28 protein-coding genes are annotated in these 20,949 nt (G+C 57.7%); 11 read left to right on the forward strand and 17 right to left on the reverse strand.

Annotated elements, in window-relative coordinates; all coding sequences use genetic code 11:
* The first annotated feature begins 21 nt into the window (after positions 1-21).
* The 4 genes from A6F69_RS01860 (at position 22) to A6F69_RS01875 (ending at position 3,727) form a co-directional block, all read left to right on the forward strand.
* Positions 22-1,248: a sensor histidine kinase gene (locus A6F69_RS01860; RefSeq protein WP_067596729.1), complete on the forward strand. Its 1,227-nt coding sequence runs from the start codon at positions 22-24 to the stop codon at positions 1,246-1,248.
* On the forward strand, positions 1,245-2,042 hold the full coding sequence (locus A6F69_RS01865) for a LytR/AlgR family response regulator transcription factor (protein WP_067596731.1): 798 nt from the start codon (positions 1,245-1,247) through the stop codon (positions 2,040-2,042). The genes A6F69_RS01860 and A6F69_RS01865 overlap by 4 nt, the downstream gene beginning before the upstream one ends.
* The gene (nadC, locus tag A6F69_RS01870; protein WP_067596733.1) at positions 2,042-2,902 is read left to right on the forward strand and encodes a carboxylating nicotinate-nucleotide diphosphorylase; all 861 of its coding nucleotides are present in this window, start codon (positions 2,042-2,044) and stop codon (positions 2,900-2,902) included. Before A6F69_RS01865 ends, nadC begins: the two co-directional genes overlap by 1 nt.
* Before the next feature lie 75 nt (positions 2,903-2,977).
* Positions 2,978-3,727: a SpoIIAA family protein gene (locus A6F69_RS01875; RefSeq protein ID WP_067596735.1), complete on the forward strand. Its 750-nt coding sequence runs from the start codon at positions 2,978-2,980 to the stop codon at positions 3,725-3,727.
* Between the two features lie 3 nt (positions 3,728-3,730).
* Here A6F69_RS01875 and A6F69_RS01880 read toward each other — a convergent pair whose 3' ends face one another.
* Positions 3,731-4,186, reverse strand: a complete 456-nt coding sequence (locus A6F69_RS01880) for a nucleoside deaminase (protein ID WP_067596737.1) — start codon at positions 4,184-4,186, stop codon at positions 3,731-3,733.
* Positions 4,187-4,348: 162 nt separating this feature from the next.
* On the opposite strand from A6F69_RS01880, the gene rpmB reads away from it, so the two are divergent.
* Positions 4,349-4,639 carry a 50S ribosomal protein L28 gene (gene rpmB / locus A6F69_RS01885; protein ID WP_067596739.1) on the forward strand — a complete coding sequence of 97 codons (291 nt, stop codon included), beginning with the start codon at positions 4,349-4,351 and terminating at the stop codon, positions 4,637-4,639.
* A gap of 77 nt (positions 4,640-4,716) precedes the next feature.
* Here rpmB and A6F69_RS01890 read toward each other — a convergent pair whose 3' ends face one another.
* The 3 genes from A6F69_RS01890 to xseA are packed head-to-tail and all read right to left on the reverse strand — an operon-like array spanning position 4,717 to position 7,322.
* Positions 4,717-5,616, reverse strand: coding sequence for a M23 family metallopeptidase (locus A6F69_RS01890; RefSeq protein WP_083984635.1), 900 nt, complete (start codon positions 5,614-5,616; stop codon positions 4,717-4,719).
* Complete coding sequence (locus tag A6F69_RS01895; protein ID WP_425388059.1) at positions 5,613-5,810, reverse strand: DUF2093 domain-containing protein; 198 nt, start codon at positions 5,808-5,810, stop codon at positions 5,613-5,615. Before A6F69_RS01895 ends, A6F69_RS01890 begins: the two co-directional genes overlap by 4 nt.
* Positions 5,811-5,852: 42 nt before the next feature.
* Complete coding sequence (xseA, locus tag A6F69_RS01900) at positions 5,853-7,322, reverse strand: exodeoxyribonuclease VII large subunit (RefSeq protein WP_067596745.1); 1,470 nt, start codon at positions 7,320-7,322, stop codon at positions 5,853-5,855.
* On the opposite strand from xseA, the gene purD reads away from it, so the two are divergent.
* The 3 genes from purD to A6F69_RS01915 all read left to right on the forward strand — a co-directional run bounded on the left by purD (position 7,321) and on the right by A6F69_RS01915 (position 9,942).
* Positions 7,321-8,595, forward strand: a complete 1,275-nt coding sequence (gene purD, locus A6F69_RS01905; protein WP_067596747.1) for a phosphoribosylamine--glycine ligase — start codon at positions 7,321-7,323, stop codon at positions 8,593-8,595. The genes xseA and purD overlap by 2 nt on opposite strands.
* A 67-nt stretch (positions 8,596-8,662) precedes the next feature.
* Positions 8,663-9,046 (forward strand): c-type cytochrome, encoded by a 384-nt coding sequence (locus A6F69_RS01910; protein WP_067596748.1) that lies wholly within the window; start codon positions 8,663-8,665, stop codon positions 9,044-9,046.
* Positions 9,047-9,120: 74 nt separating this feature from the next.
* Positions 9,121-9,942 carry a hypothetical protein gene (locus tag A6F69_RS01915; RefSeq protein WP_144573530.1) on the forward strand — a complete coding sequence of 274 codons (822 nt, stop codon included), beginning with the start codon at positions 9,121-9,123 and terminating at the stop codon, positions 9,940-9,942.
* A gap of 7 nt (positions 9,943-9,949) precedes the next feature.
* Here A6F69_RS01915 and A6F69_RS01920 read toward each other — a convergent pair whose 3' ends face one another.
* Entirely contained in the window at positions 9,950-10,960 is a 1,011-nt protein-coding gene (locus A6F69_RS01920; protein ID WP_067596750.1) for an adenosine kinase, read from the reverse strand.
* A 115-nt stretch (positions 10,961-11,075) separates the two neighbouring features.
* Here A6F69_RS01920 and A6F69_RS01925 point away from each other — a divergent pair, with 115 nt between their 5' ends.
* From A6F69_RS01925 to A6F69_RS01935, 3 genes are all read left to right on the forward strand, one after another.
* Positions 11,076-11,762, forward strand: a complete 687-nt coding sequence (locus A6F69_RS01925) for an EI24 domain-containing protein (protein ID WP_083984636.1) — start codon at positions 11,076-11,078, stop codon at positions 11,760-11,762.
* Positions 11,763-11,972: 210 nt separating this feature from the next.
* Positions 11,973-12,185 (forward strand): hypothetical protein, encoded by a 213-nt coding sequence (locus A6F69_RS13265; RefSeq protein ID WP_342669864.1) that lies wholly within the window; start codon positions 11,973-11,975, stop codon positions 12,183-12,185.
* Between the two features lie 77 nt (positions 12,186-12,262).
* On the forward strand, positions 12,263-13,204 hold the full coding sequence (locus A6F69_RS01935) for a hypothetical protein (RefSeq protein WP_067596753.1): 942 nt from the start codon (positions 12,263-12,265) through the stop codon (positions 13,202-13,204).
* On the opposite strand, the gene A6F69_RS01940 is transcribed toward A6F69_RS01935, so the two are convergent.
* Genes A6F69_RS01940 through A6F69_RS01995 form a run of 12 tightly spaced genes read right to left on the reverse strand, consistent with a single transcriptional unit; the run spans position 13,205 to position 20,814 of the window.
* Complete coding sequence (locus A6F69_RS01940) at positions 13,205-13,675, reverse strand: SRPBCC family protein (RefSeq protein ID WP_067596754.1); 471 nt, start codon at positions 13,673-13,675, stop codon at positions 13,205-13,207.
* A complete protein-coding gene (locus tag A6F69_RS01945) occupies positions 13,675-14,031 on the reverse strand; it encodes a HesB/IscA family protein (protein ID WP_067596756.1) in 357 nt (118 codons plus the stop codon). The genes A6F69_RS01940 and A6F69_RS01945 overlap by 1 nt, the downstream gene beginning before the upstream one ends.
* Entirely contained in the window at positions 14,028-14,531 is a 504-nt protein-coding gene (locus tag A6F69_RS01950) for an SUF system Fe-S cluster assembly protein (RefSeq protein WP_067596758.1), read from the reverse strand. Before A6F69_RS01950 ends, A6F69_RS01945 begins: the two co-directional genes overlap by 4 nt.
* Positions 14,528-15,754: a cysteine desulfurase gene (locus A6F69_RS01955; RefSeq protein ID WP_067596759.1), complete on the reverse strand. Its 1,227-nt coding sequence runs from the start codon at positions 15,752-15,754 to the stop codon at positions 14,528-14,530. Before A6F69_RS01955 ends, A6F69_RS01950 begins: the two co-directional genes overlap by 4 nt.
* A complete protein-coding gene (locus tag A6F69_RS01960) occupies positions 15,745-16,173 on the reverse strand; it encodes a hypothetical protein (protein ID WP_067596761.1) in 429 nt (142 codons plus the stop codon). Before A6F69_RS01960 ends, A6F69_RS01955 begins: the two co-directional genes overlap by 10 nt.
* Positions 16,170-16,922 carry a SufD family Fe-S cluster assembly protein gene (locus A6F69_RS01965; RefSeq protein WP_067596762.1) on the reverse strand — a complete coding sequence of 251 codons (753 nt, stop codon included), beginning with the start codon at positions 16,920-16,922 and terminating at the stop codon, positions 16,170-16,172. The genes A6F69_RS01960 and A6F69_RS01965 overlap by 4 nt, the downstream gene beginning before the upstream one ends.
* Positions 16,915-17,676, reverse strand: coding sequence for a Fe-S cluster assembly ATPase SufC (sufC, locus tag A6F69_RS01970; protein ID WP_067596763.1), 762 nt, complete (start codon positions 17,674-17,676; stop codon positions 16,915-16,917). Before sufC ends, A6F69_RS01965 begins: the two co-directional genes overlap by 8 nt.
* Positions 17,663-18,121 (reverse strand): hypothetical protein, encoded by a 459-nt coding sequence (locus A6F69_RS01975; RefSeq protein WP_144573528.1) that lies wholly within the window; start codon positions 18,119-18,121, stop codon positions 17,663-17,665. Before A6F69_RS01975 ends, sufC begins: the two co-directional genes overlap by 14 nt.
* 41 nt (positions 18,122-18,162) lie before the next feature.
* Positions 18,163-18,357, reverse strand: coding sequence for a hypothetical protein (locus A6F69_RS01980; protein WP_067596767.1), 195 nt, complete (start codon positions 18,355-18,357; stop codon positions 18,163-18,165).
* The gene (locus tag A6F69_RS01985; protein WP_067596770.1) at positions 18,354-18,899 is read right to left on the reverse strand and encodes an endonuclease domain-containing protein; all 546 of its coding nucleotides are present in this window, start codon (positions 18,897-18,899) and stop codon (positions 18,354-18,356) included. Before A6F69_RS01985 ends, A6F69_RS01980 begins: the two co-directional genes overlap by 4 nt.
* A complete protein-coding gene (gene sufB, locus A6F69_RS01990; protein WP_067596772.1) occupies positions 18,896-20,392 on the reverse strand; it encodes a Fe-S cluster assembly protein SufB in 1,497 nt (498 codons plus the stop codon). Before sufB ends, A6F69_RS01985 begins: the two co-directional genes overlap by 4 nt.
* Positions 20,389-20,814 (reverse strand): SUF system Fe-S cluster assembly regulator, encoded by a 426-nt coding sequence (locus tag A6F69_RS01995; RefSeq protein WP_067596774.1) that lies wholly within the window; start codon positions 20,812-20,814, stop codon positions 20,389-20,391. The genes sufB and A6F69_RS01995 overlap by 4 nt, the downstream gene beginning before the upstream one ends.
* Positions 20,815-20,949 lie beyond the last annotated feature (135 nt).

A 20,949-nucleotide genomic window follows, 5' to 3' on the forward strand; every position in this document is an offset into this window, starting at 1 on the left:
AATCGGCTAAGAGGGAACGCTATGGCAGTGCTGCCCTTTCAACCTACGCCGTTCTTTGCGAACAAGAATCGGGCATTTTGGAACCTCCAACTCGCGGGTTGGGGCGGGGCATTCTTGTTGCGGGCAAGCGCGGCGATCGCGAACGGACAGCCGCTAGATCTGCTGGCAGTCATCATTGTGACCACGGTTACAGGCTTCTCAATCAGCCTGGTCCTGTCAGTCGTTTACCGGCAGCTTATCAATAGACAGCCCATCTTCACCTGGGGCATGACTCTGCTTGCCCTTTTGGCTGCGGTGGCATTGTACGCGTCGATAGAGGCATGGGTTCAGGGCATTTACAGCGCGGGAGTAAGTGACAGCACATTCGCGCAGCGCTTTATCGGCTTGATCTATATACCGGCGACATTGTTAGGCGGTTGGACTGCACTCTATTTCGCAACCAACTACTTCCTGACCGTTGAGGAACAGGCTGACCGACTTGAACGGCTTGAAGCGCAAGCGACAAGCGCGCAGCTGGCCATGCTGCGCTACCAACTCAATCCGCATTTCCTGTTCAACACCCTGAACTCGATCAGCACGCTGGTGCTCCTTAAACAAACCGAACCCGCCAATGCGATGCTGTCACGCCTTTCGGCCTTCCTGCGACACACATTGATCATGGAACCGGGCAGCACTGTAACATTGGCCGAGGAGATCGAGACGCTACAACTCTATCTCGATATAGAGCGGATGCGTTTCGAAGACAGGTTGCGTACCAATTTTGCTATCGAAGATGCCGCAAATGATGCTTTGCTGCCGTCCATGCTCTTGCAGCCGCTGGTCGAGAATGCCGTGAAATATGCTGTCTCCCCACAAGAGGAGGGAGCGCGCATCGACCTGACCGCGAAGGTGCAAAGCGGCCGTCTCAAGGTGCAGGTGTCTGATACCGGGCCTGGCTTGAAGGGGCCCCGCCAGGGAGATCTGCTCGCGCTAGCAAAAAAGGGCGGCGCCGACACGTCTTCGACCGGTGTTGGCCTTGCCAACATCCGCAACCGGTTAATGCAGGCCTATGGCGACAATCACCGCTTCGAAACCAGCTCAGGTTCAGGTGGCGGCTTTACTGTGTCGATAGATATCCCGTTCGAAACGGCTGACGAGCCTGCGGCCGAAGCTGAGTCCGAACCAACCCATTCACAGCCGGCCGAACCGGCGCAACCCTCGCCCTCGGTCGGCTTTCGGCCAGGGCGCCCAATGGAATCCAACGCATGACTATTCGCACAATTCTGGTCGACGACGAAAAACTGGCCATTCAGGGCCTGCAGCTAAGGCTTGAGCCGTTTGAAGACATTGAAGTGATCGCAACCTGTTCCAATGGGCGGGAGGCGATCCGGACAATCAAGACACAGAAGCCTGATCTGGTGTTTCTCGACATCCAGATGCCGGGCTTCGATGGCTTCGGGGTGGTCAAGGGCGTGATGGAGATCGACCCCCCCTTGTTCGTGTTCGTCACCGCCTATGAAGAACACGCAATTCGCGCGTTTGAAGCCAATGCGGTCAACTATCTGATGAAACCCGTTGATCCGGACAAACTTGCCGACACCATCGAACGAGTGCGCCAACGCTTGGCCGAAAAGAAGTCCGCTGACGAAGCTGACAAGCTCAAGAATGTGCTCGCCCAAGTCGCCCCCGATCAGGCCGAAGCCTTGCAAAGCGGCGAGAACGAAACAAGCGACCGGTTCGAGAAGTTGATCAATGTGAAAGACCGCGGACAGATCTTTCGCGTCGAAGTCGATACGATCGAGCGGATCGAAGCGGCAGGCGACTATATGTGCATTTACACGGCCGAGAATTCACTGATCCTGCGCGAGACTATGAAGGATCTGGAGCGCCGGCTTGACCCACGCACTTTCCAGCGGGTTCATCGTAGCTGGATCGTCAATCTGGATCAGGTGCGTCAGGTGAAGCCGCACACAAACGGCGAATGCTTTCTGGTGCTGGAGTCTGGCGCCGAAGTGAAGGTCTCGCGCTCCTATCGTGACGTTGTGGCGCGCTTCGTCCACTGATGCGGTTTGAACTTGAGGGATTCGATCTCGGCGCATTTGTGCGCGAGACTTTGGCCGAAGACCTTGGCGAAGGACTGACGGGCGGCGGGCGTGACGTCACGTCCGAAAGCGTGATTCCAGCCGATGCGCGCTTTTCCGGGGTGATGGATAGCCGCGACGCGATTGTCGTCGCAGGTCTGCCGATTGCCGAGGCGTTCTTCCGTGCACTCGAGCCCGGGATGGAGATCGAACATCTCGTCGCCGATGGCGACGCCGTCGAACCCGGAACCGATCTGATGCGATTTTCAGGCAATGCCCGCGCCATGCTGACCGCTGAACGCAGCGCTTTGAATACCGTCCAGCATTTATCTGGTATCGCCACGATGGTGCGCGCCTATGTTAACGCGATGGACAATTCCGATTGCACTCTGCTCGATACACGCAAGACCATCCCGGGCCTCAGGCACCTTGAGAAATACGCGGTGCGCATGGGGGGCGCCAGCAATCACCGTATGGGCCTGTGGGATGCTGCGATGATCAAGGACAACCATGTGTTGGTGGCCGGAAATGTTGGCGAAGCGGTGCGCCGCGCAGTCGCAGCTGGCGTCAAAGAGATCATCTGCGAGGTCGACCGGATCTATCAGATCGAGCCTGCCCTGGAAGCTGGCGCCACCCGTCTGCTGCTCGACAACATGGATCCGCCAGCATTGCGCGAAGCAGTGGCACTGGTGGGTGGGCGCGTTCCAACCGAGGCCAGCGGCGGGATCAACCTCGACACGATCAAGGCCAAGGCCGCAACCGGAGTGGACTACGTGTCCGTGGGTCGCCTGACACAAAGCGCCCCGGCGGCTGATATTGGGCTGGATTTCACGCCATTGTGAGATTCGGCGCGGCCGATAGCTGGTGATTGACGCCGATCAATGCGGCGGAGTCGCGTTTGATGTAATTGGTGATTTATGATCGAGATTGAGAAGCTATCCGAGCACGCACATCGCATGGTGGTCATCGCAGAGTTCAGACAAGATGACGCCGAGCAACTTGTCGCGTTCGCCAAAGAACGCAACGCAGCGGAAGGCGGAGGCAATTTGCTGATCGATGTAACGGCGGTCACGGATTTCACCTTGTCTGCCGTCGCCGTCGAACTCGCGCATATGCCCAGCCTTATCAAATGGATCTACGGCCTCGATCGCATAGCCGTCATATCCGACAATGACTGGGTGCGTACCGGAGCGCGGCTTGAGAGCGCGTTGCTGCCGGGTGTGGTCTATGAAGTCTACGATGACGACGAGGCCGAAGCGGCAAAGGCCTGGGTCCTCGAAGAGAGCACAGGTCCGCACGCCGGCGCAATCGAGGAACTGGAGCTAGGCAAGCCAGGTCTTGTGGGGTTCGTATTGTCAGGCCGCCTTGATCGTGAGGAATCCGAACGCGGCGTAGCCTTGGTGCGCAAACGTATGGAGGACGCAGCTTGCGACCGTTTGTTGCTGGTCATTCGCAACTGGCACGGTTTTGACCTCGACCGGTTGCTGAGCCGCGAGGTTCTGTCAGGCAAACTCGAAATAGCCCGCAAGCTGGAACGCTATGCGATAGTCGGCGGCCCCAAATGGGTACGCCGCTATGCGGAGTTTACCAGCGCGTTTGTGAACGCGGAAATAAAGTCGTTCGAACTAGAGGATCAGGACAAGGCAATCACCTGGCTCGAAAGCTGAGGATCACCTCCGCGCCTTGAAGAAATCGCGTAATATGTCAGCAGCTTCAGCTTCACCTATTCCGCAGTAGACTTCGGGCTTGTGCAGAGCCTGCGGGTGTTCAAACACCCGCGCGCCATGTTCGACCGCTCCTCCTTTAGGATCAGGTGCGGCATAGTAGAGCTTGGCGATACGCGCGTGTCCGATTGCGCCGGCGCACATCGCGCAGGGTTCCAGAGTGACATAGAGATCGCAATCTACCAGCCGCTCGCTGCCCAGCTTGGCCGCAGCTTCGCGCAAGGCGATGATCTCTGCATGGCCGCTGGGATCGGGCGGATTACGCGTGCAGTTCGCAGCCACGCTGAGCACCTCATCCCCCTTCGCTACAACCGCGCCAATCGGTACTTCGCCTTGCGCCGCGGCCCGGCGCGCGGCATCAAGCGCCAATCGCATGGGTTCGGGGATGGTCCATTTGCTCATTCGGCTGCGCTAGACTGCCCATCCCGAAGGCGCAACTTTGCTTGACGATTCGTCCGGCCCCCGCTATGCGCGCGCCTTTCCGAGAAACCTGATGGTTTCGGACCGAAATTTCCGGTCGCCGATTCGCTCGGCGATCAACCAAGACAACGAACGAGAGATATCATGTCGCGCATTTGCGAACTGACCGGCAAAGGTCGCCAGGTAGGCAACAATGTTAGCCACGCCAACAACAAGACCAAGCGTGTATTCCTGCCTAACCTGCAGAATGTTACGCTGCTGAGCGAAAAGCTGGGCCGCAGCTTCAAGTTCCGCGTATCAACCAACGGTCTGCGTTCGGTTGAGCACAATGGCGGCTTGGACAACTGGCTCTTGAAGACCAAAGACGAGAAGCTGTCTGCGCGCGCACTCAAGGTGAAGCGCGAGCTGAAAAAGGCAGCGAAAGAAGCTGCGTAAGCTTCTCCCGAAAGGGAGCTAAACACACCTAAGAGCGTGCAGAGAAATCTGCGCGCTTTTTTGTTGCCTGCCCTGAGTTAGGCGTCCGGATCTACAAACAGCAACGGGTCGAGGCGCGCATCGCGCCATTTGAGGCTCCAATGCAGGTGCGGGCCGGTTGCGCGACCCGATGAGCCGACATCGCCAATATGCTGGCCTTGTTCTACATGGTCACCTTCGCTCACCATCAGGCGCGAGGCATGCAGAAACGCACTGTTGAGCCCCTGCCCATGGTCAATGATGAGTAGATTGCCTTCCAACGAAAAATTGTCCGCCGCTAGCACCACTACGCCATCGGCAGGTGCTACGAAGGGTGTTCCCGCACCGGGCGCTATATCCAGACCGGAATGGTAGCTGCCCGGTTCGCCACGGTATATCCGCTGCGACCCGAAACGGCCGGAAATGCGACCCTTTACAGGCCAGATGAAATCCTGCTGCCAGCCGGTTGCGCCAGTTGCCTTTTCGCGTGCAGCTTTGATCGCCAGCCATTCGGGCTCGCGTTTCTTCCACCACGCTTCGCTACTTCCACCGTTGCGCTTGGCAACATTGACCTGCTCGATGCTCCACGCGCGCGGTGCGACATCGATCGGGCGATCAATCACCCGACCGTCTTCCAGAGTCACTCTAAGCGTTGACGAGCCGCTCGCGTCGCGATCAAATGCAGCAAAAAAGCTGCCGTCATGATCGACACTTAGTTCAGTGTCTCCAAGCATAGCCAAATCTGTTCCTAGCGGCACTTGGCCTCTGATCCAGCCACCCTGAGTCAGCTCGCCGGCGAACTCGATCGTCTGCCTTGTAGATATAATTTCTGCATTATCGTTGGGAGTGGCGGATGCGATAGCCAAAGTCGGCAGCATCGGGTTCGGCGCAACATCTCGCGGAGCATTCTCGCAGGCTGTCAGTGCCAACAGCGCAATTCCAGCCAGAGCTGATCTCATAATTCGCCGGTCAACCGCTTGGTTGCAATTTCACAGGTCGCATAGGCTTCCTGATACTCAGCGCTCCAATAACGCAGCTCCTCAAGCTGAATCGCTTCGCCACTAACCGCACAGCGCACGAACTTGCCTGCACCCAGCACTTTGAATGTGCTGGGGCCATAGTGAAGCTTGGCTTCGCCATTTCTCGAATTCATCAACATGAGAGACCTTTTAGCAAGCTAATGCCGAACCGACAATTAACCGAAGAGGTCATCTTGTTTCGGTGAAGGGGATGCTGGTTTCTTGCGTGCAGGCTTTGCTGCCCTCTTGGGAGAGGAGGCCTCGCCTTGACAGACGCTCAGGCGACCGTCTGCAAATTGCAGCACCAGCTCTGCTTCTTTCGCGGCAATCTCGCGGGAAGTGAGTGCCCTGTCCCCAGTATCACGCACAATCGCATAACCGCGCTTCAACGGCTCCTCAGGGTGGAATTGCTGTGCCAGCCGCGCCAGTGCAGAAAGCGCTTCCTGCTTCTGCATTATCGGGCGCCGGACAAGATCCGGGCTCAGGCGAATGCCCGCCAGCTGACGGCGCGCATCACCCATTCCGCGTTTGAGAAGCAATGGTGACAATCGTGCCGACGTGCCCGCCAGCTTCTCCCGGCCCTGCCCAGCCCGGTCACGCAATCCACGCTTCAAACGATCTGACAGCTCATCAAGTCGCTGGGCATGCGGCTGAAACAGTGCCTCGAGCTTTGGAATCCGGCGCACGCGCGCTTCCAAGCGTTCGCGCCCCAGTTCGACCGGGCGCAGCACCGCGCGCTGCTGACGATTGGCGAGATCGGCAACAGTCGCAATCAGGTCCGCACGCACCGGCACCGCCATTTCGGCCGCAGCCGTTGGCGTGGGCGCGCGGCGATCAGCGGCATAATCAGCCAGGGTGGTGTCCGTTTCATGCCCGACCGCAGAGATGACAGGGATCGGGCATTCGGCAATGGCGCGCACCACCACTTCTTCGTTGAAGCTCCACAGATCTTCGATCGAGCCGCCCCCGCGCGCGACGATGACTACGTCGGGACGAGGGACCGGGCCGCTTCCATCAAGCGCTGCGAACCCGCGTATGGCTCCAGCCACCTGCTCAGCCGCACCCCGCCCCTGCACCAGCACCGGCCACACCAGCACCTGACTAGGGAAGCGGTCCGCCAACCGGTGCAGGATATCGCGGATGACTGAACCCGTGGGCGACGTGACGACGCCTATCGTGCGTGGAAGAAAGGGCAATGGCCGCTTTCGCTCGCGCGTGAACAGCCCTTCGGCCTCCAGCTTTTTGCGTGTCTTCTCCAGCAGCGCCAGCAAGGCACCTTCGCCTGCGATCTCCAGACTGTCGATCACGATCTGGTACTTCGACCGCCCGGCATATGTGGTGAGCTTGCCGCTAGCGATCACTTCGATCCCGTCTTCGGGAACGAAGGCGAGCCGCTGCGCATTGCCGCGCCACATCACGCCGTCGAGCACGGCCTTCTCATCCTTCAGCGCAAGATAGAGATGGCCAGAGGCGGCGCGCATCACGCCCGACAATTCGCCGCGCAGACGCACAAAGCCGAAGCGATCCTCTACCGTTCGCTTCAGCGCTGCAGAAATCTCGGTGATCGAGAGAGGCTCAGCGTTGTCGCCTTGCCGCTCGCGCGCTACCAGCCCGTTATTGCCATCATCAGGGGACGAAGCGGCCATGAATATCCTTTTGCTCGGTTCAGGTGGGCGCGAACATGCGCTGGCATGGAAGCTGGCGCAATCCCCCACATGCAGCAAATTGTTCGCAGCGCCCGGCAATCCGGGAATCGCCGAAGAGGCCGAGCTGGTTGACCTCAATGCAAGCAATCATGCCGCGGTCGTCGACTTTTGCGAAGCGCATGACATCGGCCTGGTCGTAATCGGGCCGGAGGCGCCATTGGTTGACGGTTTGGCAGATAGCCTGCGCGATACCGACATTCCCGTTTTCGGCCCCAGCATGGCCGCCGCGCAGCTGGAAGGAAGCAAGGGCTTTACCAAGGATCTGTGCGAACGTGCGGGAATTCCGACCGCTGGCTATGTGCGCACATCCTCTTTGGATGAGGCGACCGATGCGCTTGCTCGTTTCGAACCGCCCTATGTCTTGAAGGCTGACGGGCTGGCCGCAGGCAAAGGCGTAGTGATCGCCGAAACCCGTACCGAAGCTGAAACTGCGCTGGCTGACATGTTTGGCGGGCAGTTCGGTGAAGCCGGCGCGGAAGTGGTGATTGAGGAATTCATGACTGGCGAAGAGGCAAGCTTCTTCGCGCTTACGGATGGCACTTCGATCATCCCTTTCGGCACTGCGCAGGATCACAAGCGCGTCGGTGATGGCGATGTAGGGCCCAATACCGGGGGCATGGGTGCCTATTCACCTGCACCAGTGCTGACCGAAGAATTGCAGGCGCGTGTGATGGCAGAAATCATCGAGCCAACCGTGCGCACCATGCGCGAGGAAGGCATGCCCTATTCAGGTGTGCTCTATGCCGGGCTGATGCTGACAGAGGCGGCCCCCAAGCTGATCGAATATAATTGCCGCTTCGGCGATCCCGAATGCCAGGTGCTGATGACACGATTGGAGAGCGATCTTGCCGCGATTATGCTTGCCTGCGCAAACGGCGCGCTCGAAGGCACAACGGGCGAGTTTTCGCCTCAAACCGCAATGACCGTGGTGATGGCGGCAAGGGGTTATCCCGGAACGCCTGAGAAAGGCGGCGCAATTGTTCTGGGAGATGCAGAGGCGACAGGGGCGAAAGTCTTCCATGCGGGGACCGCAATGCGCGATGGTCAGCTGGTCGCAAGCGGCGGGCGAGTGCTCAACGTGACAGCAACAGGCGCGAACGCAACCGAAGCGCAGAAAGCGGCCTATACAGCGGTTGATGCAATCGATTTTCCTAGCGGTTTCTGCCGCCGCGACATCGGCTGGCGCGAGGTTGCGCGCGAGGCTGATAATTGATTCAGGTCATTGCGCAAATATCATGGTCGGGCTTTGATAAAGGCGTCTTTGTGTTAAGGAATGTGCCATGAAAAAAGCCGGTTTCCCGATTATCCTGATGTTTGCGGTGGGAGCTTGCGCCTATTCTGCATCTGAGCATGGCTTGGTTGAAGGACCTGAACAAGACGCCCCTTCCTCGGCAGATTACGATCGGTTGACTTTCGCTCAGGCTGCGTGTGGTGGCTGTCATGCAGTCGAACCTCCTGATCTTTCCCCCAACCCCATGTCGCCTCCGTTTGCGGATATCGCCAATCGAGAGGGTTTAACGAAGGCGACTTTGATCAGTTGGCTGACCGATGCACACAATTATCCTGAGATGATGGATTTCGATCTCGATCCCGATCAAGTGGACGATATCGCGAGCCATATCCTTACCTTGCGTAGCGACGACTACCGAAAGCTACCTGGCTAATACTTCTGATTTGGCTTTTCCTGCGTCTTCGTGATAGGCCCTGCGTGGGTCGCGTCGAGATAAGGGGGTTCTCGATGCCTTACAAACACGCGCACTATTTTGTTGGCGCAGTGCTGCTGGTTATTTTCGGCGGCTTTTGGGCGAGTTATTTTTCGGTCGTAAACGGCCCTATGCCGCTGGCCTTCCATGTTCATGCTGTGACTTCGATGGTTTGGCTGATGCTGCTGATTGCGCAGCATATCTCAATCCACCAGCGCGCCAACGCATTCCACAAGCAGATGGGGCTGGCGAGTTTTGTGCTCTTCCCGCTGCTGATGCTGGGCTTCGTAATGATCATTAATGTAACCGCAGATCGCTTTGTTGCGCAGGAAAGCGAATTCATAGCCTATGCGGGGCCGAAATTTGGCGGAGCTCTGGCTATCGCATTGGTGGCCTATTGCACGCTGTTTTACTTGGCGCTGAAGAACCGGCGAAGGGTGAAACTTCACGCTGGCTATATGCTGGCGACGCCGATGATCCTGTTTGAATCGCCGTTCGGCAGGTTGATGGACCAGTATATTCCCTGGCTCAATGTGATCCGGACTGAAGGTCCGCACGAAGTGATGAGTTCAATCGCGTTTAGCGATCTGATGATGGTGGCTCTCGCAATGGGCTTCTATTTCATGGACCGCAAGAACGGAGCTCCATGGCTAGTGGCAAGCTGCTTCATGGCGTTGCAGGCCTTGTTCGTTTGGTTTGCTTACTTGATCCCTGGGCTGGACTCTGTCTTCGCGGCTTATGCAGCGATCCCTGAAAGCGCGACCCTTGTCGCCGGGCTCGCCGCTGGTGCCGCCGCCGGATGGCTTGGCTGGCGCGCAGGTGGCGCTCCGGCGAGGCCCGTTGCTGCGCCCGCTTGAGTTACGCTTAGCCCAGCTTTTCGGTGATCAGAGCCTTCAGATCCGCCTCGGGACGCGGGCCATAATGGCTGATCACTTCAGCCGCTGTAATCGCGCCGCGGCGAAGGCACTGTTCCAGCGGTTCGCCCTTCACGTAGCCTGAGAGGAAGCCTGCTGCGAACTGGTCGCCAGCGCCGGTGGTGTCGATCACCTTGTCGACCGGTTCGGCCTGCACTTCGGCGCGCTCACCGTGCGCAATGGCGATCGCGCCTTTTTCGCTGCGGGTCGCGACAAGAACCGGCACCTTGGGCGAGACCAACGAAACGCCAACCTCAAAATCATCCTCGCCGGTGAGCGTTGCCAGCTCATGCTCATTCACGAACAGGATGTCGATCACTCCATCCTCCAGCATCTGGCGGAAGTCATCCCCGTGGCGCTCAATCACAAAACTCTCGCTGGCCGTGAAGGCGACCTTGCGGCCTGCGCCGCGAGCGACTTCGATTGCGCGGCGCATCGCTTTGCGCGGCTCTTCGGGATCCCACAGATAACCTTCAAGATAGAGTATCTCGCTCGAGGCGATCAGCTCTTCGCTCAGAGATTCCGCCGGCAGGAATTGCCCCGCGCCCAGAAAGGTGTTCATCGTGCGCTCGCCATCAGGGGTGACGAATATAAGGCATCGCCCGGTTGCCGGTTCACCTTCGCGCATAGGCGTATCAAAATCGATCCCGGTCGCGCGCATGTCATGCGCAAATACCTTGCCCAGCTGGTCGTTGGCGACCTGGCCGATAAACGCACATTGAAGTCCCAATGTCGAAAGACCGGCCAGTGTGTTGGCAGCCGAGCCGCCAGAGATTTCGCGTGCCGGCGGCATCGCCGCGTACAATTCTTCAGCGCGCACCTCATCAAGCAACGTCATCCCGCCACGATTGAGCTGAAGCTCTTCGATCAGCTCTTCAGAGCAAGATGCAATAATGTCGACGATAGCATTGCCGATGGCGATCACGTCATAGCGGGGTTCAGTCACGCGAAGTCCTGTCATTTGAAAACTGCTAAGTTGCCGCGTCGCCTAGCGCGATGTTCGGCATTGGCCAAGCGCTGAATGGTCATGCGCAACGTTGACTTAGCGCGCAAACGCAGGGAAACGATTGGTTGTTATGGGCGCAGTGGCAAAATCCTTGGCTTTGGCATTCGGGCAATTGAGCGACCGTGCGATTTTGCGGGTATTGCTCAAGACGGTTGCGATCACATTGCTGGTCTTCGCACTGCTAGGAGTTGCGCTGTTCCAGGCGATCCTTGCAGCGAGCGCCTATGTTGGCATGAGCATAGGGGCAGAAGCGACATATTTTGTATCCTTACTACTGACCCTGTTACTTGCTTGGTTGCTCTTTCGAGTGGTCGCGCTGGCGGTGCTGCAATTCTTTGCCGACGAGATCGTGATTGCGGTCGAAGAGTGTCACTATCCTGAATGCGCAGCGACTGCGCGCAAGCTGCCGTTCAACGAAGACCTTGGCAATAGTCTGCGCGGGGTTGGCCGAGCGCTTCTGTTCAATGCGCTCGCGCTGCCGGTTGCACTGGTGCTCTTCTTCACGGCTATTGGTCCGGCAGTCGTTTTCCTGCTGGTCAACGCGGTGCTGATAGGTCGAGAGTTGACCGATATGGGTTGGTTCAGGCATCGGCCGACCACCGATGTACCTTCGCCAGTGGGCAAGATTGACCGGCTGATGCTGGGCGGGGCAATTACAGGGTTGATGGCGGTACCCATCCTCAATCTGATCGCGCCTGTTGTCGGGGCAGCAGCTGGAACCCATTTGGTTCAGATATCTCAGAGAAAATCACCGTAAGAGAATGAAATGCTTCCTTTTCGTATCATTCTGATATCACTTGCCATCACCCCCCTGCTTTCAGCATGCGTTTCATCTGGTCGAGGCCCTATCATTGTGTCGGATGGCGCCGCATCGCGCCCTGCTCCCTCGGCCCAGACCACACGCGCCCCAGCGCAGGTGATGGGCAGAGCTGGACTCGAAGGGGTCATAGGAGCAGGAGAAGCCCAGTTGCGGCGTCAGTTTGGCAACCCGCAACTAGAGGTAAGTGAAGGCGATGCGCGCAAGTTGCAGTTCGCCGGTGAAGCCTGCGTGCTCGATGTGTTTCTTTACCCTGATCGGGCTGACGCAACACTTACAGCAACCCACGTAGAGGCGCGGCGGGCTAGTGACGGTCGCGACGTTGATCGCGCAGCCTGCGTACGTGCGCTGCGCAGACGATAGTCGCGCACCCGCCCGGTAACTCTGTCTTAAGGCTGGTCTGCGATAAGATTCCCAAATCAATCAGGGAATTGCATCAAATGAGCGTTCAATTTGCCGATCTCGCTTCTCGCGTCGCTGAAGACGGGGTGATCACCAAAGAAGAACTATTCTCGCTGCGTCAGTTGGGCTGGGGCGACGGCAAGATCTTCCGCGAAGAAGCCGAAGCAATCTTTGCAATCAATGGCACAATCATTGAGCGCTCGGATGAGTGGGTGGATTTCTTTGTCGAGGCAATCGGTGAGTTCGTGCTTAATGGCACTGAGCCGCGCAATATGTGTAGTGACGAAGAGGCTCGCTGGTTGATCGGCTGCATTGATCGCGATAGCAAAATTGAAAGCATGGCAGAGCTTGAAGCGTTGGTTTGCATCATTGAGAAAGCTCAGAACGTGCCGGATTTCCTCAAGGCGTATGTCCTGCGCCAGATTGAGCAGGAAGTTATGACCGGCGTCGGCCCGACCCGCTGTGGCGGCGAGCTGTCGGCAGCACACATCTCAGCTGCAGAATGTAAGATATTACGCCGCGTGATCTTTGCCAGCGGCGGCTATGGCCCGGCTGCGGTCAGCCGGTTTGATGCTGAACTGCTGTTCCGCCTTAAGGATGCCACCCTGCAGGACGAGAACTCACCGCTTTGGGATGAACTCTTCGTCGATGGCGTGGCGAATTACCTCAAGGGGTTCCAGCTTCAGAATGCGCAGCTTGACCATGCGCGCGTGAAAGAGCTCGAGGCATTCATCGCAGACAACGAAGTACGGGTTGGACGCTTCATGGGCGCTATGGCCCGCGAACTTCCGCAAGTTCAAAACCATTTCGGCAAGATATTCGGCAAGAAGCCCGCAGGGGTGAATTACACCGAAGCGGCAGCCGCCGGCAATCTGGTTGATGACTTCGAGCAGGCTTGGCTGGAAAAGATGGTCGATGCAGATGGCGAGGTCGACGATCTGGAACGCGCGCTGCTCTCTCGGATCATCGAAGAGGGTTGATTACATCTTCAGCGAGGCAAAGCCGGCTTTCGCCAATCGGCGCAGCCGACGCTGACGATGCGCAAAGAACAGCCGAATGAACGGAAAGGCGAACAGCGAGAGCCATCCGGCGTCATAGCTGACCCGATCGGTATATCGGGTGCCATCGCCTTCTCGCGCGACTTCGATAGTGTGGGTCCATTGCGTCAGCAATGGGCTGTAACCGCTATCCTTAAGCGTGCGAGTTTCCGCGCCTTCGGAAGGGAAGCTGATCACAATCGCCTGCCATCCAATCGGGACCAATCCAAAAAACTTCATCGCACCGCGATACTCGCCTTCTTCCCAAAGCTCAGGAAACGCGTCGCTTCCCATCGGTGAGAACTTCACCAACGGCGCGGCGACGTGAAGGAACAACGCTGGCCTCTCGACCGCGGCCCAAACCTCCTCGGATGTATTCGGTAGATAGCTCGATAATTCGAAGCCAAATGGCATCAGACCATGAAGCTTTCGCCGCAGCCGCAGGCCCCCTTGGCGTTGGGATTCTCGAATACAAAACCGGCGGTGAAGTCGTCTTCAACCCAATCCATGGTGGAGCCGACCAGGTACAGCACGCTCGCGCCATCGATGTAGAAGACACCGCCGGGTGTTTCGATCTTCTCATCGAACTTGGCTTCTTCGGTTACGTAGTCGACGGAATAGGCGAGGCCCGAGCAGCCGCGACGCGGGGTCGAAAGCTTGACGCCAATCGCATCGTCAGGAGCCTTGCTCATCAGTTCAGCAACGCGCGCTTCAGCGGCAGGTGTAAGAGTGACCGCGGCAGGAACTTGGCGAGTTTTGGTGTCAGTCATAGCATTCCGAGCTCCAAGCGGGCTTCGTCGGTCATCTTGTCGGGGCCCCACGGGGGGTCCCAAACCAACGCTACCTCAGCATCGCGAATGCCCGGCACACTGGCGGCGCGCAGTTCGACTTCGCCCGGCATAGTTTCAGCCACCGGGCAATGTGGTGTCGTCAATGTCATGGTGACCAGCGCATCAGCCTCATCGCTGATCTCCACACCGTAGATCAGGCCAAGGTCATAGATATTGACTGGAATCTCCGGGTCGTAAATCTCTTTCAGCGCTGAGATGACGGCATCATGCAATTCGCCACCCGGTTCGCCAGGCGAGAGATTCTCCGGCTTCTTCGCAAGGAACCCCTCGAGATAATCTCGCTTGCGCTCCATCGTTTCGCGCGGAGATCCCACATCCGGATCAACAGCGTCTTCCACGCGCGCACGCGGAGGTTTCACAACCTCCTCGACGGGCGATGGTGCTGCAACAAACTCCTTGTCCTCGGATGGCTTGTTCATCCGAAAATCCTCCTCGTCCTCGCTATGCCATTCAGCAAAGCTTCGATATCGCTTTCATCCGAATACAGACCGAAACTAGCGCGCGCTGTCGCTGGCACGCCAAGATGATCCATCAATGGCTGCGCGCAATGATGCCCAGCACGGATCGCTACATTCTCTTCATCCAATATGGTGCCCAGATCGTGCGGATGAACCCCGTCCATCATGAAACTGACGATGCCGGCACTGTCTGCTGGACCGTAAATGGTGACATCATTCATCTTGCCAAGTTCATCGCGCAGTTTTCTCACAAGATCAGCTTCGTGCGCATGGATTGTATCGAGGCCGATGCCGTCGACGAAATCAATCGCCGCGTGCAGCGCAACCGCTTCTGTAATGGCTGGCGTACCCGCTTCAAAACGCTGCGGCGCCGGCGCGTAAGTCGTCCTGTCGAATGTCACGCGATCGATCATCGCACCGCCGCCTTGATATGGGGGCATGCTGTCGAGAATTTCAGACCGCGCCCAAAGCGCGCCAATTCCGGTTGGCCCATAAAGTTTGTGCGCGCTGAAGACATAGAAATCGCAGTCGACATCGGCCACATCAAGCTTGAGGCGCGGCGCAGCCTGACAGCCATCCAACAGTAGCTTTGCCCCGACGCCATGCGCCAGTTTCGCCGCCCGCTTGGCGTCAAGCACTGAGCCGAGCACATTGGAGACATGCGCGAACGCCACCAGCTTGTGCCGTTCGGTCAATATGGCTTCCGCAGCATCCAAATCGATCCGCCCATCCTCAGTGATCGGGCAGACGTCAATTTGCGCACCCACACGCTCCGCCAGCATCTGCCAGGGCACGATGTTGGAATGGTGCTCAAGCATCGAGAGCAGGATGCGATCGCCTTCACCGATATTAGCAGCGCCCCAAGTTGCCGCGGCCAGATTGATCGCTTCAGTCGCGCCACGCGCGAAAACGATCTCTTCCTCACTGCCGCCAATAAAATCGGCTGTGCGGCGTCGAGCCGCTTCATAAGATAGCGTCATTTCGGCAGAGCGCGCGTAGACGCCGCGATGCACTGTCGCATAATCCGCGCCCAGTGCCCGCGCCATTGCATCGACAACCGCCTGCGGCTTTTGTGCCGTGGCCGCAGTATCGAGATAGTGCCACGGCTTTCCGCCTGCCGTCGTCAGGCCGGGGAAATCCGCTTTGCGGTTATCAACGGAAGGGGGGGCAAACGTCAGGGACATACTTCCTTGGTCCACTGGCCAGCGTTCTCTCCGCGAGCGCATTTGCGACGCATGCCTGCTTCAACAGCTTGCCATTGCCCTTCACTGAATTTGACTCCGAGGCGCCACTGTGCGGCCTGAACTGAATCATTTGCCAGGCCATCGGCAGTCACGATCATGATGCGCATGGATCGATCAGTGGGATGCTTGACCTCATAGGTATCCGCATCATTGCGATGGAGACCGAAGCGCTGAAGATAAAACTCGGCGATGTCGCGCGGCTTGTCATATGTGATGCCGTAACGCTCGATAGGTGTAAATGCATCAGCAGGCGGCACTGCCGGATCCTCGTCATCTTGAGCTGAAGCTGCGGCGGCGCCTGCGCAAAGAAGCAGCACCGAACCGGCGACTTTTGTGATCGATTTGGCAAAAAATTTCATATGCTTCCCTCCAGTTTCTCGAGCGCCCGTGACAAGAGCTCTTCGCGAGAATCTTCATCCGTCATTTCAACAAAGGCATCGCCGATGAAGGCTTGTACCTGAAGTTTACGGGCAAGCTCCGGCGGAATGCCCCGAGCTGCCATGTAGTAAGCTGCGTTCTGGTCTAATTCGCCGATCGCTGCACCATGGGCGCACTGTACGTCATCAGCGAAGATCTCCAGCTCTGGCTTGGTGTTTGCAGTCGCGCCTTTCTCCAACAGCAGAGCACGGAAGTTTTGCGCCGCGTCAGTTTTCTGCGCGTCTTTCACCACTTCGATCCGGCCGAGAAAATTGCCGGTCGATTGCCCCCAATGTACGGCCCTCACCGTCTGGTTCGAGGTCCCGTGTGGTTCAGCATGGATCGTGCGGGTAACAAACTCCTGTGTCGTATCGCCGCCGCCCACTGTCACGCCGCCAAATTCGAAATGCGCGCCCTCTTCCAGAGTCACGTCCACTTCCAACCGCGCATATGGGCCCGCTGCGTTAAGCGCGAAGATGGCATAGCGCGCGCCCTTGCCGATACGGACTCTGAGCCGCTCGACACCTGCGGTCATTACCCGCGTGTCTTCACGCTTTTGACCAGACGGAATGTCGAGCTCTTGCCAGTTGTTAAGCGCAGCGAGCTCTGCTGCCGCGAGAAAACTCGCATCGGCATAACGCCACGCCTCATCACGGTTCGTTGGTCGATCAAGAGTAGCCGCTTCAGGCATCGGCCATTGCCTCAGCCATCAGCGCATCATAACCCTCTTCTTCTAGACGCAATGCCAGTTCAGGCCCGCCTGTCTGAACAATGCGGCCCGCAGCAAGCACGGAAACTTTGTCCGGCCTCACCACATCGAGCAACCGCTGATAGTGCGTGATAAGCAACACGCCCTTATCCGGTGACCGCATGATCGCATTGATACCTTCTCCGACCACGCGCAGCGCATCGATGTCGAGGCCGCTGTCCGTCTCATCCAGCACCGCAAACTGAGGATCTAGAATGCCCATTTGCACCATTTCGGCGCGCTTCTTCTCTCCCCCCGAAAAGCCGACATTCACTTGCCGCTTGAGCATTTCCATGTCCATGCGCAGCAAGCCAGCCTTCTCTTTCGCGACCTTGAGGAATTCGCCGCCAGACAGAGGCTCGTCGCCGCGCGCCTTACGCTGCGCGTTCAAGGCTTCCCGGAGGAACTGCACATTGGAAACACCGGGAATCTCCACCGGGTACTGAAAGCCCAAGAACATGCCTGCAGCCGCGCGCTCATGCGGTTCCTGATCGAGGAGGTTCTCCCCCATGAATGTGACAGACCCTGCCGTCACTTCATAACCAGGGCGGCCGCCCAGGACATAGGCAAGTGTCGACTTGCCCGCTCCGTTAGGGCCCATGATCGCGTGGACTTCGCCCGCACTGACCTCAAGCGAGAGCCCATTCAGGATCTGTTTGCCGTCAATTTCGGCGTGGAGGTTTTCAATCTTCAGCATTGTTTGCAGCTTCTTCTTCTAAATCCAGAGAGGTTCTGTCATCGAGCGGCGCCGTAGAGCGCTGATGCGTGGCCTGGTATTGCGCCAACACCTGACGGCGCTGTTGGAAGCGGTCATCGATAAACCGCCCGCGTTGCACATGGATATAGCCGACTGTGTCGAACGCGCGCTTTACATCTTCGGGCGTGAACTGGTCGGCGCGCCCGCGGCGATCCATCATCCGGTTCGACGCCTTGATCGACTCTTGATAGACCTTGGCACAACGCGGGATGTCCGTGCGATGCTGGTCTTCGAAATCAGGCACGCCGCGCGCAATCCGATTGCCATAATTGAGGCAGCGCCGGTAATCCTCGATGAATGGCGTGATCGCGACATCATAGGCGAGTTCCCATGTCTCGCTGATCACAGGGGAAGACGTGTTTTCCCGCGGCGACTCAGTCTGCATTGCTTGCAGTGAAAAAGCCAGGGCGAGGGATGCAATGAGCATCAAAAGACCTCCATCATGGTAGGGAAAAAATAGATCGCGATTGCTGCGAATACGATCATCAGGAATTTGCCCGGAATTGAAAACCCGCGGGTCAGATTCATGACCAGTATCGAAATTGCGGCGAGTGCAGGAAGCAGAAATGACAGAATCTTCTGCATGTCCGGCGACATCAAATCATCCAAACCAGGTATCATCGCTCGTCCCCTTCATAGCTGGAACGACCCGATGATTGATTGTTATTGTGTTTGTTCTGGCGCGGCGCAGAGCGCTCGAAATGCTCGCGCCGTGCCTCGCGCTTGTCGCCGATCCTCATGCGCATGCCGGCGGTAATCCGCTCAAGCACGGCATCCATATTCTCGAGGACATCCCTGGCCTTGATGCGCATCACACGGATATTGACCGCCTCCAGACTCTTGTCGCGGCGCTTGGCTAGCGTTTCGTCCGCACCTTCCTCATCGATCATGATTGCCATGCCAAGATTGTGACAATTGAAGTCAACGATCGCGCTGCCGACCACGGCAAAGCGCTTGAACGTATAGCGGCCCAGATCAGCCTTGGCGAAACGCGCGGCGAGCGCCTTGTGTGCCTCGGACGGGAAACGGCGCATCTCGCGCGCCTGCTCGTGCAGCGCGTCCAAACGCTTCTCCGAGATTTCCCAGCCGCGGCCCTTCTTCTTGAGATTGGGCGAGTTGTTAGTTGGTGTGTCGGACAGTTTGAGGGTCTTGCGCTCAGTCACCCCACGCTCCCCTCAAGCGAAATCGCCAGCAGCTTTTGCGCCTCGACGGCGAATTCCATCGGCAGCTCTTTCAGCACATCCTTAGCAAAGCCGTTCACGATCAGCGCCACCGCCTCTTCTTCGTCCAGCCCGCGCTGCATCGCGTAGAACAGCTGGTCATCGCTGATCTTGGATGTGGTCGCCTCATGCTCGATCTGGGCCGAGGGGTTCTTCACTTCGATATAGGGCACCGTGTGTGCGCCGCAATCCGATCCGAGCAGCAGGCTGTCGCATTGGGTGAAATTGCGTACACCGTCGGCATTGGGGCCAACGCGCACCAATCCGCGATAGGTGTTGTTCGATTTGCCCGCTGAAATACCCTTCGAGATGATCGTCGAGCGACTGCCCTTCCCATTATGGATCATCTTGGTGCCGGTGTCGGCCTGCTGATAATTGTTGGTTACAGCGACAGAATAGAATTCGCCGACGCTGTCTTTACCGTTCAGAACGCAGGAGGGATACTTCCATGTCACCGCGCTGCCGGTTTCAACCTGCGTCCAGCTGATTTTCGAACGCGCGCCCTGACACAGCCCGCGCTTGGTCACGAAATTATAGATCCCGCCCTTGCCCTCGGCATCCCCCGGGTACCAGTTCTGAACGGTCGAATATTTGATCTCTGCATCTTCCAGCGCGACCAGCTCAACCACTGCGGCATGCAGCTGATTCTCATCGCGCATGGGCGCTGTGCAGCCTTCGAGATAGGACACATAGCTGCCCTTCTCGGCTACGATCAGCGTGCGCTCGAACTGACCGGTGTTCTCCGCATTGATCCGGAAATAGGTGCTGAGCTCCATCGGGCAGCGCACGCCCTCTGGCACGTAAACAAAAGTACCATCTGAGAAGACCGCGCAGTTCAATGTCGCAAAGAAGTTGTCATGCTGCGGCACAACCTTGCCCAGCCACTTCTTCACCAGATCGGGGTGTTCCTTGATCGCTTCCGAGATCGACAAAAATATGACGCCCGCTTTCTTTAATTCTTCGCGGAAAGTGGTTGCGACAGAAACGCTGTCGAAAACAGCATCGACCGCGACCTTGCGTGCCCCCTCTACCCCGGCGAGAACTTCCTGCTCTGCCACAGGTATGCCCAGTTTATCGTAAACCGCCTTGATCTCAGGATCGAGCTCGTCGAGCGACTTGAGCTTCTCTTTCTTCTTGGGCGCGGCGTAGTAATACGCATCCTGATAATCGATCTTGGGATAGCCGACCTTTGCCCAATCTGGCTCTGCCATGGTCTGCCACAGGCGGAAAGCTTTCAACCTCCATTGGAGCATCCATTCAGGCTCATCCTTTTTGGCCGAGATGAACCGAACCGTATCTTCAGTAAGACCCTTCTCAGCAAATTCGGTTTCGATGTCCGCAGACCAACCATGCTCATAATCAGCCGCTTTGGCCGCAGCTTCCTTCGCATCGCGGTCGATGATGTCTTCGTCCTGGATGTCGATATTCTCGCTCATGCCGGTTCCCTGGCCATTTCTTTTTCTGCGCGAGCAAGGCTGATTAGCGAAATCTCCGCGAGCGCGCCGCGCAAGGCATTGTTGATCATCGGCCAATGGGGTTTGACCGAACAGTTGTGGTCGACCGCGCAGTCTTGCCCTTCCACACAGGCGGTCAGTGCAATCGGCCCTTCGACTGCTTCAACGATATCTGCAACGCTGATCGCAGCGGCAGGTCGGGCCAGCTGCAAACCCCCGCCTGCGCCGCGCACTGATCGCAGCAATCCCGCGCCGGTCAGTTTGCTAACCACCTTCTGGACAGTTGGTGCAGGCAGACCGGTCTCGTTTGCCAATTCGGCAGCTGACACTCGCCCACCGCCACAATGGCGCGCAGCCGCGCTCATGATAACGACAGCATAGTCCGCAAGGTTCGATAGTCGCATAGGGCCTTTACATAAATTGGACTGATTCGTTCCGATTTGCGAGATAGGCGCGGAATTGCTTGGATTCAACGCGAAACACCTTGTTGCGAGTCGTTAGCGATTATCCTCGGGTCAGCCAGTTTGCCTGATCAGAAT

Origin of the sequence: Altererythrobacter ishigakiensis (genome assembly GCF_001663155.1) — a bacterium.
GTDB classification, from domain to species: domain Bacteria; phylum Pseudomonadota; class Alphaproteobacteria; order Sphingomonadales; family Sphingomonadaceae; genus Erythrobacter; species Erythrobacter ishigakiensis.